The organism is Bradyrhizobium sp. ISRA430 (assembly GCF_029909975.1).
Classification (GTDB): Bacteria; Pseudomonadota; Alphaproteobacteria; order Rhizobiales; family Xanthobacteraceae; genus Bradyrhizobium.
On sequence record NZ_CP094516.1, the window covers coordinates 6,719,729 to 6,736,029 of the forward strand.

A 16,301-nucleotide genomic window follows, 5' to 3' on the forward strand; every position below is an offset into this window, starting at 1 on the left:
GAGAACTCAATCGCGGTGCTGGAGCCGACGACGGTCGCCATCACCCGGTTCTCGCAGCGGCCGCATTCGGCCGCGCGAGGAGAAAGCCGATGTAGAAGAATGACACTGGAAATCCTAGGAAGATAAACCCATGAACGTCGTGGCGACCATGCGGACGATGCAAACGGCCATCGCGGCTGTCGAAGCCCAGCCAAACCAGTAGAGTGGGCCGGTCACGACCAGCTCGCCCATGACTTTGGGCCGTCGCACCAGCACCATCAGAATGACCATCACAGGTGCTGCGAGGACGCCGTTGACGACCGCACTCCAGTAGAGCGCTTTGATCGGATCAATCGGGGTGAAGTTCAGACCTATGACACATAGACCGGGGAGGCTGAGCACCGCATAGAACGCAATTGCTTTCGTGGGCTTATGCGATAGAACTTCCTTCCAGCGGCGCCCTTCGCCGATGGCGTAGGCGGTCGATCCCCGCAAGGACAGGGATGGCGAGTAGTCCGGTGCCAATGATCCCCAGCGCGAACATATCGCGCCGAACAGCACTACAGGCGATACTGGGCCCACCGATGAGAAGCTTCAGACTGTCCGCCATTGCGCCCAGGTCGGCGGCGAAGTTGACGGTCTTGGCGACGAAAAGCAGGAGCACCAAGCTCCAGATGTAGAAGGGACCGAAGTTGCGGCTGACATTGCCAGCGATTCCGTGACCGGTCACGCGTCCGATGCGTGCCGAAATCTCCTGATCGAGAGGCGCGGACTGAGTAGTATCAAGCTAAGTTCCAAAACCGCCTGCCGTCTATTCGTGAACCCCTGTATCACCGGCAATGGAAATCCCGGACGCCGCTGGCTAGGAAGCAACAGCGCGCTCTCGTCCGACAATCGGACCGACCGATGCACCGTAGCGATCAAGCCCTCATGCGTTCGATGAACGCTTATCCGAAAAAGCGAGGCTGAAGGAGCGACCGAGGAAGACGAGCCAAGAACAACAACGAATTGATCGAGCAAAAACCGCGGCAGATCGAAACCGCGTTTCGGATAACCAGGTGGATTGGATCGGGCGTATGCAGTTGCCAAAGTAAGCCGGTCTCGGCGTCTCGGGCACTAAACAGCGGCTCGAAGTCCCCGCTGGTTGGGGTTATCGATCCTGCGCGAGCCCGATGGTATCAGCCATCGTGGCTTGCCGAGCCCCAAGGGGCTTGGGTTGGCCCGTTGTCGTGTCTCGCGCCGTCTGATGCTCCATCTCGGCATCGATTTCAGCGCCGACCAGAATCACGATCGCCGAGAGCCAGATCCACATCATGAAGCCGATCACGGCGCCGAGCGATCCATAAGTCTTGTTGAAGCTCCCGAAATTCTCCGCGTACCACGAGAACAGGACCGACGCGACGAGCCAACCGAGCGCGGCGAACGCGCTTCCCCAGGTGATCCAGCGCCATTTCGGCCTCTCGCGAGAAGCCCCGTATCGATAGACGAACGCCAGTCCCAGCGCGACCACGGCGAACAGAGCTGGCCACCTACAGACCCGCACCAGCAACTCGGTCAGATCCGACAAGCCCAGATATTTGAGCGCCGGCGGGAGCGCGACCATCGCGCCAATCGCGGTCAGCGCGAAGGCGATCCCCGCGACGGTGAAGGAGAGCGAGATGACATTGAGCTTGACGAAACTGCGCTTTTCGCGTTCGGCGTAGACGATGTTGAGCGTATCGAAGATTGATTTGATGGCCGCGTTAGCACTCCACAGGGAAACGGCCAAGCCGACGATGAACGTAACGCCGAGCGTGCTGCCGCGCTGGGAAGCTACTCGCATCAACTGATCACGGGCGACGTCGATGGCGCCTCCCGGCAGGAGACCCGATAATTGCTCCAGATGCCCCGTCAGCGTGCCAGGATCTGCGAACACTCCGTAGATGGCGACGAGAGCGGCAATCGCTGGGAAGATCGCGAGCAGAGTGTAGAAAGTGATTCCGGCAGCCAGAGCCACGACGCGGTGCTCAGAGATGTTCTGATAGACCCGCAGTAAGATGTCGTTCCAGCCACGCGCCGGAATCTCGGAGGGCGTGGTCGCCAGACGTCCGCGGCCTTCATCCGATTTTGGCTCTCTGGTCTTGACTTCGGCCGTCGGCCCCGAGAATTTCCGCGGACGAAAGCCAGCGGCGAGTAGAGTTAGCGTGGCGGCGGCGGCCCACAGTGGGTCGCGCTGGCCGCTCTGCTCAGAGCGGTGCATTGTCAGCGGTCCACGGCTGTCCTCGCGTCTCACGTTCGGACGTCTCTGAGCGAGGCACCAAGGTGGCGTCGTTAGCGGTCGCCTCTTGAGCCGCGCCTTCCTCTTTGGCCGCTTGATGCAAGGTCTCGTCCGCCGCCGCATCGAGCGCGCGCTCGCCAACCTTCTTGGCATCCTCGACCTGGTCCGATGCCAGATCCTGGGCGCGTTCCTTGAGGCTGTCGCTTGTCTCTCCCATGAGACGATTTTCAGCTTCAGTCGCCGGCAGCAAAGCTCCCACCAGCGCCCCGACCGCGATCCCCAGCCCGGTCAGGAGCATTGGCTGTTCGCGGCAGAAGTCGAGGAAAGTGTTGCCCGTCTGCAGCGTTCGTTGCCCGGCGACTTTGGTTGATTTCGTAATCGAAGATGCCGTCCGCCGCGCTGTGTCCGTGAGTGCCTCATAGCTGGCCGCTGTACTCCGTTGTACGGAATCCTTCGCCGACCCAGCCGTGTCCCGCACTGCTTCGCCGGTCTCGGAGGCGGTCTTCTGAGCGGAATCCGTCATTGAACCTGCCGTGTCACGCAGCCGGTCTCCCGCCTGGGAGACCGCTCGTTTGGCATCCTCCACGGTCGAGCTCATGCTTTCGGCGGTATCGCTTCCGACCCTAGAGGCCTGATCGCTCCATTCCCTGCTTTTATCTGCCGCCGCCTTGCCGACCTGATCGGCCGCGTCACGCATGCTCTCAGCGGTATCGCTGGCGTCGTCGCGAAGACGCTCGCCCGCGCGGCGAATGCCCCCCTCGGTTGACCTGCCACTCAGCATCAGCCAGGCCAGGCTTGCTCCCATAAGGGCAAGCGGCATCGGATTGCGGACGGCCTGGTCCTTCAGATTGCGGGCGAACGCCGCGGCGGCACCTTCGCTCATCCTGTTTGCCAATTGATCGACGACGTGCCCGGGCGTCACGCAGGCGCGCAATTCGTCCAGCGTGCTCGCAATCTGCGCACGTGTCTGTTCGGCCTCTCGTTCAAGCTGCTCGGCGTGACTCATGGTCCTGGCTCACTTGTTCCTTCGCCACCGAGGCGTCCCGCTGGAGCTGGTGGATGGTTTTGCTGGGCTTGATGTTTTCGATCTTGAGGTGGCTGACGCCGACCAGAAGAAGGATGATTCCGACTATCAGGACGACCCCGCCGACCAGCAGCGCTGACCAGTAGTTGGCCATCCCGTAGCGCTCCGTGAGAGCCGCAACGCCAGCCTGGAGCAGGATGACGAGAGCGGGTATCAGCAGCACCGCGCCGCCGACGATCAATCCGAGGCCTCTGCCGATGCCGGCCATATTCTCGGAGACCTCCACGCGCGCAAGCTGCGCTTCCTTGCGCAAGAGAACTGTGAGTTGGGAGAAGAGATCACTGATGATCTCGGGCACGGAGCGTGGCTGTGTGGGGGTCATGGCGTGCTTTCCCCGCGCTTTTTGTCCGGAGAACTCTTGAGAAACCGGGAGATCGCAAATCCGGCGAGTGCCGCGCCTCCGAAGAGGGCCAGCGGCTCCTTGCGTCCGAGATCGTTGAATGTGCTCATAAGGTCCCGCAGGCTGCGATCGCGAAGCGCATCCGCTCCTTCTTCGATACGGGAAGCGGCCGCGTGCGCGAATTCGGCGGCCTTGGGCATTTGCTGTTGAAGTTCGTCCGCGGCCCCGTGGACGGCCTGCGCCACTTGGTCGATCTGGTTTGCACCGGCCTGTTTTTGCCGCTCTGCTAGTCGTTCTGTTTTTTCTTCTGCTTGGGTGATCGGGTCTTGCATGTTCGAGAAATCCCTCTTACGCAGTCGCACCTTGGCGGCACGGCTCCGGTCGCATGGTCCCATTTCCGCTTCCGCAGAATCCAACATGATTGGACGATCGATGTTCCTGGATCGAAGGAAAACGGCTAGAAATCGTACGTAACTCACAGCCTGAGGGCGTACGGAAGTGATGCCGGTGCCGGATGGTCCGGCCACCGTGCCATCGATTGGGCCTCGCTGCGAAAGTAGCGGATTGGCATCGGTGCGGAGCGCAACAGTTTGAATCAGAGGCAATGCCGGTCGGCGTCAACGTCGACCGGTCTAGCAGATCCGAAGCCGCGGTTTCGCCGGCCGTCATAACGCGCACCTTGCGCCCAAACCGAACGGCATGGCGAAATCGGACATCCGCAACGGAATGCCCTCCATCGAACTTATCGCGTGAGGAATTCGAGCATCGATTTAAGACCAGTTCGTCGATCCGATATTTGCTCCGTTGGGGCGCGGGCTGATGCCGTCGTCGCTGCGACGTGGGACGTCTATAGCCATTCGCGCAAGGCGCGGAGCAGGCTTTGCTGATCCAGACTATGGCATCGCGGTCGGGTGGCTTGCGGCGCGCGAGGCCGACCTGGAAGCATAGCGCCCGCGTCCGTACTACGGGTTGGTCCCCGAGGCGCTATCGGGCCACTCAGACCTATCGAGATGGGGTGGCTCATGCCTCATACGGCGCACCGCCCTTATTGCCGCTGCACCGATCCCGCGCGCTTCATTTTGGCCACCGAAGCCACGAGCCGCCATTCCTGTCAGCCCAGCGTTCGGGCCTGAGTAATCGAACATTCTGGAATTCGGTCATCGCAGCACGATTGCTTCGTCGGTCTTGGAGCCGAACCGAGTGAAGAGCTTCGATCGCCGCAAATTCCTGGAGGCTTCGGTGCTGCTGCCGCTGACGGCCGCTTTCCGCACCGCAGCAACGTGCCGCAACAACTCCGGCGGAGGTGCCCTTCAGCGCTTCCTATATGTGCGAGAGCTCGCACGCAATCTGTCCGCGAAGTCCTTCGAAGCAGCCGACGAGAAATTGCCGGACGGTACTGATCGCAATCGATGTCTTCAGCCACGCTCAATCCGCTTCCAGCCAGAGCGTGCCCTCTAGCGCAGCGAGAAACTGCCGTTCGAGCGCAGTTCTTCCACCGCGGTTTCTTCTACAAGAAAAAGGTCGTGCTCTATGAGGGGCGCCAACTGACGTGCGTTCCGATCCGGTACCGGCGCGACGATTTCAGGTTTGGGGAAAAGATCGGCCAGGTTGCCGACGCAAATCTGGGCTTTGCCGGTTTTCGCATTCACGCGCCGCTCAACCGGCCAGGCTACTACGATGAGGTCTGCGTATTTCTCGGCGCCAGTTACTTCCGCGCCGTGGCCAGAAACGAGATCTACGGCCTGTCGCGCGAGCCTTTAAACGGTGGCCGAGCCTCTGGTTCGAGCCGATCGGAGACTGAGGAGAGGGCGGTGTCATGCTCTTCGAGATCCCGAGCAAAGAAGAGATTCACGACAACATCGCAGCGTTCTGGCGTCCGAAGCCGGCGCTGCCAAGGGCAGCGCACGTTCAATCCTTTCCTGCCAGGACGCATCGTCCTGATCCAGCGCCTGATGAGTGCTGGCGCAAGGCTCCATGTAACCGATACGGCCCGTCGGCCGATGCGGCCCGCAGATCTTAGCGACATATTGGTCACGAGCGGCGCCTCGTCTCCGCGCCGACGCTGTCGCCGCGAACATTGAACCCGAAACGTCGCCCGGCCCGATGCCGCGGAATAGGGATCGGCGAGCTTGACCAACCGCCAATTTTTCGATCTCGCCGGGGCGAGCGCTGTGCGCAGAGACATTGATGACGAGAATGGGCTGTATTTCGCTGCATCGTCGTGGCGGCGCTGCCCCGCTAGAATGGCCTCGCGCGCGGTCAACCCATCAACCTAGATTTCGTAATCGGGATCGGCGAATTCGGGGACGGTCACGGATGAACGTTGTGTGACATATAGCGTTATCAACATTACAGCCGGAGATCGGGTTTCAGGCTCGGATGGGAGGAGCTCGACATCGATGTCGGAAGAGCTGGATCGCAAGGTCAAAACGGCACTCGACGAAACTCGCCTGCTCATTCTTGGCATCCAGGTTCTGCTCGGAGTTCAGTTCCAGGCCTTCTTCCAGAACGGCTTTCCGCAGCTATCGTCAACCTCGAAAGCCATTTGCGCCGCAGGTCTTGCAATGCAGACCTTATCGCTAGGACTGCTGATTATCCCATCCATGGAGCATCGGTTCGTAGAAAAGGGTTCATCGTCGAAACGGCTCGTTCGCGCGACATCATTCTACGCGACCTCCGGGCTGATGCCGTTTTCGCTCAGCCTCGGTCTTGCCGGCTATGTGGTGCTCGAGCAGCATTTTGGCTGGCTCACCGGTATCATGTGCGGCGCTGCGCTGACGCTGATCTCGGCGTTCGCCTGGTTCGGGTTAGAGATGTTGCATCAGGAGAAGGTCGCCATGCCAGAGGTGAAAGCGAATACACCGCTCGCCACCAAGGTCGAGCAGGTCCTGACCGAAGCACGGGTCATCATCCCCGGGGCACAGGCGCTGTTCGGGTTTCAGTTCATTGCCATGCTAACCGCAGGATTTGCCGAGCTTCCGCAGGGCGCAAAGATCGTGCACGCGATCGCGCTCGGCTTTGTCGCTCTCAACGTCATACTGTTGATGACGCCGGCGGCGTTGCATCGCCTCTCCTTCGACGGCGCGGACTCCGAAAGCTTTCTTCGCGCCGCATCAGCTTTCGTGGCGACGGCACCATTGTTCCTGGCGGCCGGCATCGCCGCGGAAAGCTATGTCGTGCTCGGCAAGATCACCGAGGACAAGTTCGCCAGCGTAGCTTATGCGGCGGCGAGCTTCGCCGTGTTGATCGGCTTCTGGTACGCCCTACCCCTGGCGGTGCGATGGACCGGCGCGATGCGGAAGACTTGATGCTTCCAGTTCTTGTCCATCGCCTGGAACCATCACGAGGGGATGCTCCAGCGTGCGCAACCTCTTACCGGCCCATTCCTTCGTTGTCACCTTACGTCGCGCTCGAACAGCGATGGCGCGTCATTGTGCAAAGTGGAGGTGAGGGCGATGGCCAACGCCGTCACTAGGGTCGATGTGTTCATGGGCTTGTCTCTTGTCGCGATCAGGCAATCGCCAAACAGCAGGCTGGCAGGTTCGAAACGCTGGAACGATCGCCGCTCATTCAAGGTTTATTGTTCGTCGAAGGAGTGTTGCTGATGGCACTGTATCGGGTGCAGCCGACCCGGGTAGACATTGAAATCGCACATGCCGTCTCGGAACACACCAACCCAAAGGCCGAAGCGGTTGCGCAAGCCCTCACTTATGGCGCCGACGAACATGTCCTCTGTGCGCTTGCGACAGGTTGGTGGCTGTATTGTCGAACCAAGGACTCGCGCACCCGCAGCGACAGCGACCACATCCTGCTGGTCACCATTTCCGCGACCATCATTCCCCATCTGTTGAAAACCATCTTCGATCAGGAACGGCCCGATCGCGTGATGGTCCGCGGCCACCTTCACGGCGTGCCGGTCTCCGGCAAGCGCTTGGATGCTTTTCCCTCCGGCCACGCCGTCCACGTCGGTGCTTTGGCCTCGGCTGCGACCGTGCTGCCGCCTGCCAAACGCAATCTGGTCTGGGCAGGTGGCGTCGGACTTGTGCTTACGCGCGTCGTACTGCTCGCACATTGGATGAGCGACGTCGTGACCGGCCTTGCCATCGGCGCGCTCACCGAACGATTGCTGCGGTTCTGGACCGGCTACGGCGCAGGCCGCCAAACCCAGCAGCATCGCTTTAGATTACCGCAACAGGCGCAGTTCAAGTAGCGCCGACCGCTACGTCTCCCGCAGCCAGCATCTCGCGGATCCTCCTTTGAGGGCGCGCTTGGTGAAAGGATACCCCTGCGCAGCTGTAACATCTGCACGGTGTCGCGCCTCCTTCTCGGCCTGGAACGCACGAATCATCTTTTTCGCTCAGGCCTTGCTTCCTCGGCGCCATCCGGCCGATGCCGCGTTTTCGCATCTTTGGAGATCGTGAGACCATGATGCTCACGCGGAATCGCTCGACCTGCTCATGGTCTTCTACTTGTCGATATCACTGCGCTTCAGCAGATAGTCCAAGCCTCCGACACGGAACCAGCGGTAGCCGTAGGGTTCGAGGACGAGCCGGTGACGCCCGTGCCCATCGGCTTGGCTGTGGTCCTCGGCCAGAAGATTGACCAAGAGTTTTCCGGTGTGGCGGGCAAGCCCGGTCGAAAAAGAGATTTCGCGCGGTGTCTCGTCGAGGTTATGCACGAATAGCACCGAGTTGTTGCGCCAGTCATAGCGGATCACCAGCACGGAAGAATCGCGCGTCGCGATCACCTTGAAATCGCCCCAACCGACCTCTGGGACTTCCTTGCGCATCCGGATGATGCGCTCCATCCAGTTCAGCATCGAGTTGGGGTCGCGGCGTTGCTTGGCGGCATTGACGTGCCCGTAGCCGTAGGGGCCAGTATCGATGACAGGCACGCACGGCCGGTCGCTTTCGGTGAAGCCGGCATGTGGTTCGGTCGACCATTGCATCGGGGTGCGGGCGCAGCCGCGCTGAGGCAGGTCGAGATTGTCTCCCATCGCGAGCTCGTCGCCGTAGCGGATCACCGGCGTCCCCGGCAGCGTGCACATCAGGCTGTAGGCAAGCTCCAGCCTCCGCCGGTCGCCGCCGAGCATTGGCGCGAGCCGGCGCCGGATGCCGCGGTCGTAAAGCTGCATGCTCTTGTCGGGGCCGAACGCCTTGAACACGGCGTCGCGCTGCGCTTTGGTCAGCCGTCCCAGATCGAGTTCGTCATGGTTGCGCAGGAACAGCCCCCATTGCGCGGTCGCGGGCCGAGGCTTGGTCGCAGCCAGCGCCTTAGCCAGCGGGCCGCTATCCGCGGACGCCAGTGCGTAGAATAGATGCTGGTTGACGTGAAAATTGAACATCATGTGCATGCGGTCGCCGTCGCGTCCGAAATATTCCATGTCGGTTTTCGGCAGCACATTGGCTTCCGCAAGGATGATGGCGTTTCCCTGCCGCCATTGCAGGAATTCGCGGAACGCGCGCAGCATGTCATACTGCTCGACGGGTTTTCGCACCTTTGGTCCTTTGGTCGCGATCACGAACGGAACGGCGTCCATGCGGAAGCCGGAGACGCCAAGCTGAATCCAGAAGCCCATGATCTTTAGGATCTCGGCCTGCACATACGGGTTCGAGGTGTTGAGATCGGGCTGGAAATCGTAGAAGCGGTGGAAGTACCAGGCGCCAGCTTCCTTATCGCGCGTCCAGGTTGATTTCTGCACGCCGGGAAACACCATGCCCTTGCCAGCATTTGCAGGTTTCTTGTCGGACCAGATGTACCAGTCGCGATAGGGCGAATGCTTGTGATGCCGCGCCTCGTGAAACCATGAATGTTGATCGGACGTGTGGTTGACAACAAGATCGATGATGACGCGGATGCCGCGTTGCCGGCAGCCATGGGTGAACTCGACGAAGTCGCCGAGCGTACCGTAGCGCGGATCGACGCCGTAGTAGTCCGAGATGTCGTAGCCGTCGTCTCGGCCGGGCGAAGGTTGGAATGGCATCAGCCAGATTGCGGTGATGCCTAGCCCGTGCAGATAATCTAGCCGTCGCAACAGACCCTTGAAATCGCCGACGCCGTCGCCATTGGCATCCATATAGGTGCCGACGGAAAGGCAATAGAAAACGCCGTTCTTGTACCAGAGGTCGTCGATCATGGTGAGTAGCTCTCATCGGCTCGTGGCGCTCAAGAATAAGCGGAAAAAGGAAGATAGGGTTCCGGGCCATGGCGGCCGCCGACTGAGACGGCCTTATGGCCGGCTGCAAATCTGGAAAAGCCAATCCACTTGACGATGTCTAAGAGGGTTGCGCTTTGCTAGGATTATTGCTTCGGGAGTCCCAGCCTCCGCCCGGCGAGCCAGGCCACGCTCTGGTGGGGCCGCAGCGCGATAGGTCAAGCGGCGCGTTCTCAAAGCGAAGGAGCAACCTAGCCGAGGCCGCAAACAAGACCCGCGCCCTCGGCGCCGGCAGCTACGAAGTCCGCTATGAGACCAAGAAAGACCGGCTGCTCGCGCAGACAGCATGCCGGCAAACGGCGGGGGAATCGGCATTCACGCAATGCGAAAATCGAAACTTCGTTTCCTATTGAGATGATCTGATGCGCATTGCGCCCAGCGTGGCGGCGGCCCCCTTTGCCCGACGCCCGCGGCTTACGATCGAGTGGCTATTCCAACTTGCGAAAAGATCGGAGCTCTACACTTCGAGTGAGCCTGCGTGCGAAAGCGACCAGGAAAGCGGCACCTTTATCCGAGGGGGGAGGCTTTAGACCCAGTGAGCAGCCAGTCGGCCAGGCAAGACGTATTTTCATTCTGGGAGGCTTTCCTAAGCAGACTGTCTCGCTTGTGTCCTGGTGGATGGGTCTCGGCTTCGTCGCGCAACTGACGTGCTTCTTGGGCAAGCCGAGCCCTAAGTGAAGCTTTTGGTTTGAACCGGCGCCTCATGGACAAATTCCCATTCATGAACCTGCTCCATTATTAAAATTCGGTCTGACTAGGAAGGTTCAAGAGGTAGTCAACCAATTTGTCAATGAGACTGGTAGATCCCCGTCGCGTTGCGCCAAGGCAAAGAGGGCACCATGGCAAATCCAAGAAAAGCAGACCGGGCGCAGCGGCCATGCGCTACGTTGTTACCGTCCGTCACCGTACCGTTTCCTTGACAGCTTGGCTCGTGGTCGCCATTCCGGCGGCATAGGCCGCTCCTGCACCAAGAAGAAGCGCGCAGAAGCTTGCAAACATCACATATGCGAAATGTTTGCGGGCTTCATCAATCTGGGCGGGCGTTACAGGTCTCGTCGTCGATCCGACGGTCTCGCGCCCCGTATTGTTCGACCAGTACGCGACGCGGGCGCTCGCTGCATTTGACGGGCCAACCAGGTTGCTGGCAATGCTGGTAGCTGAGGCTGGCATCATGGCTGCCGCGGCCGCCACGACGACGGTCGCGACTGCCCAAGCGGCCAATGCATGTCCGACCCGACCGAGGCCCGTCTGGTCTGGCGAATTAGCTGCGGCGACGGCGCCACCAATGAATGCGGCGATGATCCCCGACACCGCCCACCACACGAAGGCGGCCCAGCCTGCACCAGCGGGCGCCGAGGAAGCCGTGGGAATGTCGATCGCGAGCAGACCAATGCCAAAGCCGAGCATCGTCAGCAAAATTTGGACCACCAACGAAGTAAACACGCCGGCCAGTACGGCCGACCATGTCCAACCGAAGAACACGTTGGGTACTGTACGAGAGGCCATAGCGAGCTCCTCCATGACTTACATCGCTGTTGCAACGCGCCGTCAAATCTTCCGTTCCTGCTGTAGGAACCCTCGGTGGCTTCTGGGTTTTGGTTCGTAGAAAGGCTATAGGAAGGCTAGACGCCATGACATTTGGCAGAGGCGTTCTATTGTGGTTGCTGGGTATTCCTCTTCCGGTCATCCTTCTGCTCGCGCTATTCTGGCGTTAACGGTGGATGGGAGAGACCGTGCCAAGATCGGCCCTCGCATGGGACCAAGTATAGCCCGTAGTGTGCCGAGGTAGACCGGCAATCCCAAAGCAAAGAGGGCGATCAGCGCAGATCGACCGCTCGATGGTTGAGTTCGTCTTTCGCGGCGCGTAATCTGTCAGTTGCAATCTGCCGGCAGCCGATCTCGACGAGCTTGAAAAAGCGCCTGATGCGTGCTCGCCGCAATGTGGCGTCCGTCGGGAGCAGGCCGACTTCTACCCGATTTTGATGCGGGGTAGAGATTGCTGAATTCCATTTCGCTGGCCCGCGTCCGCTCGCCGTGTTTCTCAGAACATTTTCGAGAGAAAGAAGTTATTCTCGCGAAGGAAATGTTAGAGGGAGACAACAACGGCCTCCATCGCCGTGGGAGCATCCGCTCGAAAGATGACGCACATTCTGGTTAGGCGCGATCAGTTCAACATAACGCCGGACGGCATTCTACATAAGCCCACCGACTCGCGCTTCGTGCCAAGCCCAATTAACAGGTACACGGGAACGTTTCGCCAAGGCCGCCTGTGCGCTCCGCAGGGCGACATGGACGCTTATGACGCCGACGAGGTGAAGAAAATGATGCTGCAGCTCTGGGCGGAGTATGTGGCCGAGAGTTCTGGAACGGTAGGCCGCGCGCCCTCTCATTCCGAACATAACGGAATAACGAGTGACCACAACGGCACCAACTCAGCTGTGGATGCCGTTACCGGTGAGAAGCGCCGTTAGAGCCGCCCTTCATCAGCCAATTGCCGATCTACCGTGGCCCCGCACCAAAGTCTTGAAGCAGAGCGGGTCGCTACGAGGCTAAGTACAAGCTTGCCGTCTCGACCAAGGAGCCGTAGGAGCCGCCGTTCGCGGAGCGGTCCTGGCTAGAGAACTATCATGGGCTTGCAAGGCCGAGCCGCAGATAACGTTCCTATCGGTCACATTGTGGACTGATGTCGCGTTACGCAACGGAGGGAGGAGTTCGACATGGCACGATCGGAAAAGCAGACGATCCGAGGGCGCAACCAGGACCGTGCGCTAGTAGCGGGGAGAGAGGACTATGAGGTTCGGTACGAAGCGAAGAAAACTCGCAAGTCCGGGGCAGCGGTGAAGAAGGCGGTCAAGAAGGTTGGCAGTAGTCGGAAGCGAGTCGAGAAGCGGCTCGGGCGTTGAAGCGCTGCAGGCTGGATCAACCGGCTACGACCGCCGTGTCGGGTCTACCACGACAAAGCTGACGGCACGAGGAAATCTCTCTCCTCTTTTCGACGCGGGCAGCGCGGACTGAGGAGTCAATCAGATGACCAACCGCCTGTTGATTACAGTCGCGGCTGCAGCCCTGTTTGCCGGAACGGGCCTTGCGAAGGCGCAAGTCGCCGGCATCAGCAAGGAGCAGCCCGGCGCCACGACACAGCACAGCACACCCTCCGGGGGCGCTTCGTCCGGCGCCATGGACCGTGATAGCGGCAGCATGAAGGGTACTGAGCATCCCATCAAGGGTGAAGCATCCGGCATGAAGGGTGCGGAATCCGACAAGATGAAAGGCGCGGAATCCAAGAAAGGACAGCCGGACACGAAGGGGCCGGAATCCGATAACATGAAGGCGAGGAACGCGAGAAGGGACAGCCGAGCGCCAGCGGCAAGAGTGCGCAAGACACTGCCCCGGGTCAGAAGTCCAAGAGCGTACCGAGCATGAGACCAAGGGCAAGGACATGAAGACCGAGGGTCGCGAGAAGGGCGGCACCGTCGGTGAAACACGCGAGAAGAGCGGCGGCACCGCCACCGAAAGCCGCGAGAAGGGCGGCATGGAAACGCGGAAAGGCGCACCGACACCAGCCGGTCGCAGACAACGACGGGCGCAGCGACCGCTGGCCCGCGGCCGAAAAGCCCACCGAGATTCTCAGCGATCAAGTCGGAAGAGATCGAGAAAGCCAGCAACGTGAACGTCAGCCTTTCGGTGGCGCGGCTATGAGGTCATCCTGGTCAAAGGCGAGTACATAGTAGTGAAGCCGGAGACGCACGAAATTTGTTTACATCATTGAGGGCTAAACCAAGCTGAGGGCTAAACCGAGCTCCCGTGCGAGGGCAGACTCTAAGCTGCCTTTTGCGGGATCTTTTAAGGCTAACCGGGGGCGCATAAACCTTGGCCAGTCATTGCCACAGGCGCAGCTATCGGCCGGCGTACCTGCGCCTGAGCTTTGCCTCCCGAAATGACCTCACTCGCGCCGAAGAAGCCAAATAAACGGTATTCCGGGGACATTCCTCTGAGGCCGAGGAGGACGTTTCTGTGCGGCGCGCGCCGTTCCGGCAATGCCCGCCCCGGCCTGCCTTCGGTCAGCGAACGGCGGGTGTGGGCTCGCAGCAGCCAAGTATTCAAATGCGCCCAGCGAGCGCTAAAACGACCACGATAATGAGGATCAAGCCAATTCCGCCGCCGGGATAGTAGCCCCAGCCAGCGCTGTAAGGCCACGTTGGCAATGCTCCAATCAACAACAGGATCAAAATGATAACGAGGATTGTTGACAACATCGCGCGCCTCGCGCCGTTGTTTGGGGTACGAGCTAACGCGGCGAATTGCGAGCAGTTCCTGCCGTGCGACATCAGACGTCGCTGGCTCTCGAAGGTCGGGCGCTGTGCCTGCGGTGCATGTCACCGCGCTTCTCATCCGGGATAGATGCGGGCAGCGCAATTGCCATGGCGCACTATTGACTCGATTGGCGGCGCGCAAGCCAAATGCCGCCGACCCCGGACATCGCCGTATTAGAGCAACCAGCTCTCCCGCGGTCGCGGCGGCAGTCAGTGTGGGCACGGGCCGGTCGGCCATGGCTCGGCCGCTGACCCCTAAGGCTGGCCAGCGCCGCCAACTGTTCTTCGGCACTTGTTCTTCGGCATTCGGTTTTCCTCGAAAGAACGAGAGGGTCTTCGACCGCGCTGAGGAGGAATCTTCCTAACACAGTGCCAATTGTCTTCGGCGCAGGGACCCGACGAGGAGGGTTCGTATGTACCAGCTGATTTATCTTATCGGCCTGATCGTCGTCACCTCGGCCATTCTTTCGTTCTTCGGTCTTCGCTAGGGACGGCTGACATGACCGTGGAAACCATCTTTTCGTCCAGTGAAGATGGGCGCTATGTTCGATGGACGCCTGTTGTCGTCGGTGCGCTTACCGCTGCCGCTCTTTCATTCATTCTTGTCAGTTTCGGTGTTGCGGTTGGGCTTGGTGTCACCTCGATCTCGCCGACGTGGCGTGGTGCATCGGCCGCGCTCGCGCTACTTTCGGGCATCAATCTGAGCCTGCAGGCAATGATCAGCTTCGGCTTGGGCGGCTATATCGCAGGCCGCGCCGGCGCAACGGCAGCAAGCGAAGAGGTGGAACGACGTGATGGGCTGCACGGTCTCGCTTCCTGGGCGCTGGCGGTACTACTTGGCGGCCCTGGCGTCATTGATCGGAGCCTCGACCGTCAATTGGTTGGCGACGCAAACGCGGACCGCAAATACCACCGTCGCCGAACCGCTCTTGAGCTATGAGCTCGATAAGCTGTTTCGTTCTGCGCGACGGCCCAATGTCGACATGGGTGCAGAACGCGCAGAAGCGGAGCGCATTCTAATGATGTCGTCGAGCCATAATGGCGTCAGCAATGACGACCGGGCCTATCTGGTCCAACAGGTCGCCGCGACCGCCGGGCTGTCGCTACAAGAGTCCGAGCGGCGGGTCGATGCATCATTGCGGACTCCAAGGCGGCCATTGCCCGCTCGCGTCGCAGCTCGATCATAGTGGCTTTTTCGATCGCGGCTGCCACGCTGCTGGAGCAGCCGCTGCGTGGGCTGCGGCCTCCGCAGGCGGCAGGCATCGCGACGGGGCGCCGCTACCAGATTGGATGGTGAGTTCGAGCAAGATGAACCGCGACGAGCGGCAATTTCCGTCCAACCAACGACCGGATTACTAGCGGATGCAGGTGTAGACAGCCAGTCGGACCTCATGCGGCCACCAATCGACGGACGGTGCTACGTTATGGCTGCACTTGTAGTCTAAAGCCGCAATTGCAGTGACTTCGACATGAAAAGCCGCGGCGTTGAGCCGCGGCTTTTCGAGCATAGCCGCTAGTGTAGCGACTTGAGCCAGTCATCGACGTCCTTACGGATCTGGTCCTTGGCCATGCCGTAACGTTGTTGCAGCTTGCCCTCCAGCTGTTCGCGGTGACCCTCGATCGTGTCGAGGTCGTCGTCAGTAAGCTTGCCCCATTTCTCCCTGGCCGCACCTTTGAATTGCTTCCAATTGCCTTCGATTCGGTTCCAGTCCATGACTATCTCCTGGAAGTTCTGATGTCCCGTCAACGATCGCAAGGGACGGCCGTTCCTTAACCGCGCGCGGTGACGATTGTTCGCGTCGATTGGATGCTTCACTACGGAGTACATCTCCGCGCAGTCCGCCAAGATGCTGCTCATCCTGGGCCGTAAAGCCGACTTCGTTGGACCTCATCGGCATGGTCGGGATTTTTGGGGCCGCCGCAAGCGAACTGTCAATCGCGCATGTCGCTGAAATTTATAGCCGGGGTGAGCGAAGGAAGTTGGCATTAGCGAATTTCGCCATCGCGGCTATCGAGCGCGAGGATCAAGCCGGCCGCGGTGCACTTCAGAGCCTGCAGAACTTCCATTTTAGAACTGTTGATTAGGTGCGCCCACGCCCCTGGCACATCTCTCC

Annotated in this window: 15 protein-coding genes and 2 pseudogenes; 8 read left to right on the forward strand and 9 right to left on the reverse strand. The window is 60.3% G+C overall.

Annotated elements, in window-relative coordinates; translation table 11 throughout:
- Positions 1–114: 114 nt before the first annotated feature.
- From MTX21_RS31970 to MTX21_RS31990, 5 genes and pseudogenes are all read right to left on the reverse strand, one after another.
- Positions 115–736: pseudogene (locus MTX21_RS31970) on the reverse strand (divalent metal cation transporter); the annotation flags it as partial.
- Between the two features lie 393 nt (positions 737–1,129).
- Positions 1,130–2,218, reverse strand: a complete 1,089-nt coding sequence (locus tag MTX21_RS31975; protein WP_280968573.1) for a YihY/virulence factor BrkB family protein — start codon at positions 2,216–2,218, stop codon at positions 1,130–1,132.
- On the reverse strand, positions 2,205–3,242 hold the full coding sequence (locus tag MTX21_RS31980) for a DUF3618 domain-containing protein (RefSeq protein WP_280968574.1): 1,038 nt from the start codon (positions 3,240–3,242) through the stop codon (positions 2,205–2,207). The genes MTX21_RS31975 and MTX21_RS31980 overlap by 14 nt, the downstream gene beginning before the upstream one ends.
- Entirely contained in the window at positions 3,220–3,642 is a 423-nt protein-coding gene (locus MTX21_RS31985; RefSeq protein WP_280968575.1) for a phage holin family protein, read from the reverse strand. Before MTX21_RS31985 ends, MTX21_RS31980 begins: the two co-directional genes overlap by 23 nt.
- A complete protein-coding gene (locus MTX21_RS31990) occupies positions 3,639–3,992 on the reverse strand; it encodes a hypothetical protein (RefSeq protein ID WP_280968576.1) in 354 nt (117 codons plus the stop codon). The genes MTX21_RS31985 and MTX21_RS31990 overlap by 4 nt, the downstream gene beginning before the upstream one ends.
- A 994-nt stretch (positions 3,993–4,986) precedes the next feature.
- On the opposite strand from MTX21_RS31990, the pseudogene MTX21_RS31995 reads away from it, so the two are divergent.
- The 3 genes and pseudogenes from MTX21_RS31995 to MTX21_RS32005 form a co-directional block, all read left to right on the forward strand.
- Positions 4,987–5,542 (forward strand): annotated as a pseudogene (locus MTX21_RS31995) (glucan biosynthesis protein); the annotation flags it as partial.
- Between the two features lie 517 nt (positions 5,543–6,059).
- Positions 6,060–6,968, forward strand: a complete 909-nt coding sequence (locus MTX21_RS32000; protein WP_280968577.1) for a DUF6328 family protein — start codon at positions 6,060–6,062, stop codon at positions 6,966–6,968.
- Positions 6,969–7,264: 296 nt separating this feature from the next.
- Complete coding sequence (locus MTX21_RS32005) at positions 7,265–7,870, forward strand: phosphatase PAP2 family protein (RefSeq protein ID WP_280970852.1); 606 nt, start codon at positions 7,265–7,267, stop codon at positions 7,868–7,870.
- A gap of 255 nt (positions 7,871–8,125) precedes the next feature.
- Here MTX21_RS32005 and MTX21_RS32010 read toward each other — a convergent pair whose 3' ends face one another.
- Together MTX21_RS32010 and MTX21_RS32020 are read right to left on the reverse strand one after the other, a co-directional pair.
- A complete protein-coding gene (locus tag MTX21_RS32010) occupies positions 8,126–9,796 on the reverse strand; it encodes an alpha-amylase family protein (RefSeq protein WP_280968578.1) in 1,671 nt (556 codons plus the stop codon).
- A gap of 978 nt (positions 9,797–10,774) precedes the next feature.
- Positions 10,775–11,380: a hypothetical protein gene (locus MTX21_RS32020; protein WP_280968579.1), complete on the reverse strand. Its 606-nt coding sequence runs from the start codon at positions 11,378–11,380 to the stop codon at positions 10,775–10,777.
- A gap of 632 nt (positions 11,381–12,012) precedes the next feature.
- On the opposite strand from MTX21_RS32020, the gene MTX21_RS32025 reads away from it, so the two are divergent.
- The 3 genes from MTX21_RS32025 (at position 12,013) to MTX21_RS32035 (ending at position 13,297) form a co-directional block, all read left to right on the forward strand.
- Complete coding sequence (locus MTX21_RS32025; RefSeq protein ID WP_280968580.1) at positions 12,013–12,345, forward strand: hypothetical protein; 333 nt, start codon at positions 12,013–12,015, stop codon at positions 12,343–12,345.
- 246 nt (positions 12,346–12,591) lie between these two features.
- The gene (locus MTX21_RS32030) at positions 12,592–12,777 is read left to right on the forward strand and encodes a DUF3606 domain-containing protein (protein ID WP_280968581.1); all 186 of its coding nucleotides are present in this window, start codon (positions 12,592–12,594) and stop codon (positions 12,775–12,777) included.
- 124 nt (positions 12,778–12,901) lie between these two features.
- Positions 12,902–13,297: a hypothetical protein gene (locus MTX21_RS32035; RefSeq protein ID WP_280968582.1), complete on the forward strand. Its 396-nt coding sequence runs from the start codon at positions 12,902–12,904 to the stop codon at positions 13,295–13,297.
- A 677-nt stretch (positions 13,298–13,974) separates the two neighbouring features.
- On the opposite strand, the gene MTX21_RS32040 is transcribed toward MTX21_RS32035, so the two are convergent.
- Entirely contained in the window at positions 13,975–14,130 is a 156-nt protein-coding gene (locus MTX21_RS32040) for a DUF3309 family protein (RefSeq protein ID WP_280968583.1), read from the reverse strand.
- A 556-nt stretch (positions 14,131–14,686) separates the two neighbouring features.
- Here MTX21_RS32040 and MTX21_RS40125 point away from each other — a divergent pair.
- The gene (locus MTX21_RS40125; protein ID WP_341512304.1) at positions 14,687–15,127 is read left to right on the forward strand and encodes a hypothetical protein; all 441 of its coding nucleotides are present in this window, start codon (positions 14,687–14,689) and stop codon (positions 15,125–15,127) included.
- Positions 15,128–15,700: 573 nt separating this feature from the next.
- On the opposite strand, the gene MTX21_RS32050 is transcribed toward MTX21_RS40125, so the two are convergent.
- Positions 15,701–15,901 carry a CsbD family protein gene (locus tag MTX21_RS32050; protein WP_280968584.1) on the reverse strand — a complete coding sequence of 67 codons (201 nt, stop codon included), beginning with the start codon at positions 15,899–15,901 and terminating at the stop codon, positions 15,701–15,703.
- A 167-nt stretch (positions 15,902–16,068) separates the two neighbouring features.
- On the opposite strand from MTX21_RS32050, the gene MTX21_RS32055 reads away from it, so the two are divergent.
- Positions 16,069–16,272: a hypothetical protein gene (locus tag MTX21_RS32055; RefSeq protein WP_280968585.1), complete on the forward strand. Its 204-nt coding sequence runs from the start codon at positions 16,069–16,071 to the stop codon at positions 16,270–16,272.
- Positions 16,273–16,301 lie beyond the last annotated feature (29 nt).

Coding starts and splice junctions, on each gene's coding strand:
- MTX21_RS31975 (WP_280968573.1), bottom strand. CDS start 2,218: ATGCACCGCTCTGAGCAGAGCGGCCAGCGCGACCCACTGTGGGCCGCC.
- MTX21_RS32020 (WP_280968579.1), bottom strand. CDS start 11,380: ATGGCCTCTCGTACAGTACCCAACGTGTTCTTCGGTTGGACATGGTCG.
- MTX21_RS31990 (WP_280968576.1), bottom strand. CDS start 3,992: ATGCAAGACCCGATCACCCAAGCAGAAGAAAAAACAGAACGACTAGCA.
- MTX21_RS40125 (WP_341512304.1), top strand. CDS start 14,687: ATGACCGTGGAAACCATCTTTTCGTCCAGTGAAGATGGGCGCTATGTT.
- MTX21_RS32035 (WP_280968582.1), top strand. CDS start 12,902: ATGACCAACCGCCTGTTGATTACAGTCGCGGCTGCAGCCCTGTTTGCC.
- MTX21_RS32005 (WP_280970852.1), top strand. CDS start 7,265: ATGGCACTGTATCGGGTGCAGCCGACCCGGGTAGACATTGAAATCGCA.
- MTX21_RS32025 (WP_280968580.1), top strand. CDS start 12,013: ATGACGCACATTCTGGTTAGGCGCGATCAGTTCAACATAACGCCGGAC.
- MTX21_RS32050 (WP_280968584.1), bottom strand. CDS start 15,901: ATGGACTGGAACCGAATCGAAGGCAATTGGAAGCAATTCAAAGGTGCG.
- MTX21_RS32030 (WP_280968581.1), top strand. CDS start 12,592: ATGGCACGATCGGAAAAGCAGACGATCCGAGGGCGCAACCAGGACCGT.
- MTX21_RS32010 (WP_280968578.1), bottom strand. CDS start 9,796: ATGATCGACGACCTCTGGTACAAGAACGGCGTTTTCTATTGCCTTTCC.
- MTX21_RS31980 (WP_280968574.1), bottom strand. CDS start 3,242: ATGAGTCACGCCGAGCAGCTTGAACGAGAGGCCGAACAGACACGTGCG.
- MTX21_RS32040 (WP_280968583.1), bottom strand. CDS start 14,130: ATGTTGTCAACAATCCTCGTTATCATTTTGATCCTGTTGTTGATTGGA.
- MTX21_RS32000 (WP_280968577.1), top strand. CDS start 6,060: ATGTCGGAAGAGCTGGATCGCAAGGTCAAAACGGCACTCGACGAAACT.
- MTX21_RS31985 (WP_280968575.1), bottom strand. CDS start 3,642: ATGACCCCCACACAGCCACGCTCCGTGCCCGAGATCATCAGTGATCTC.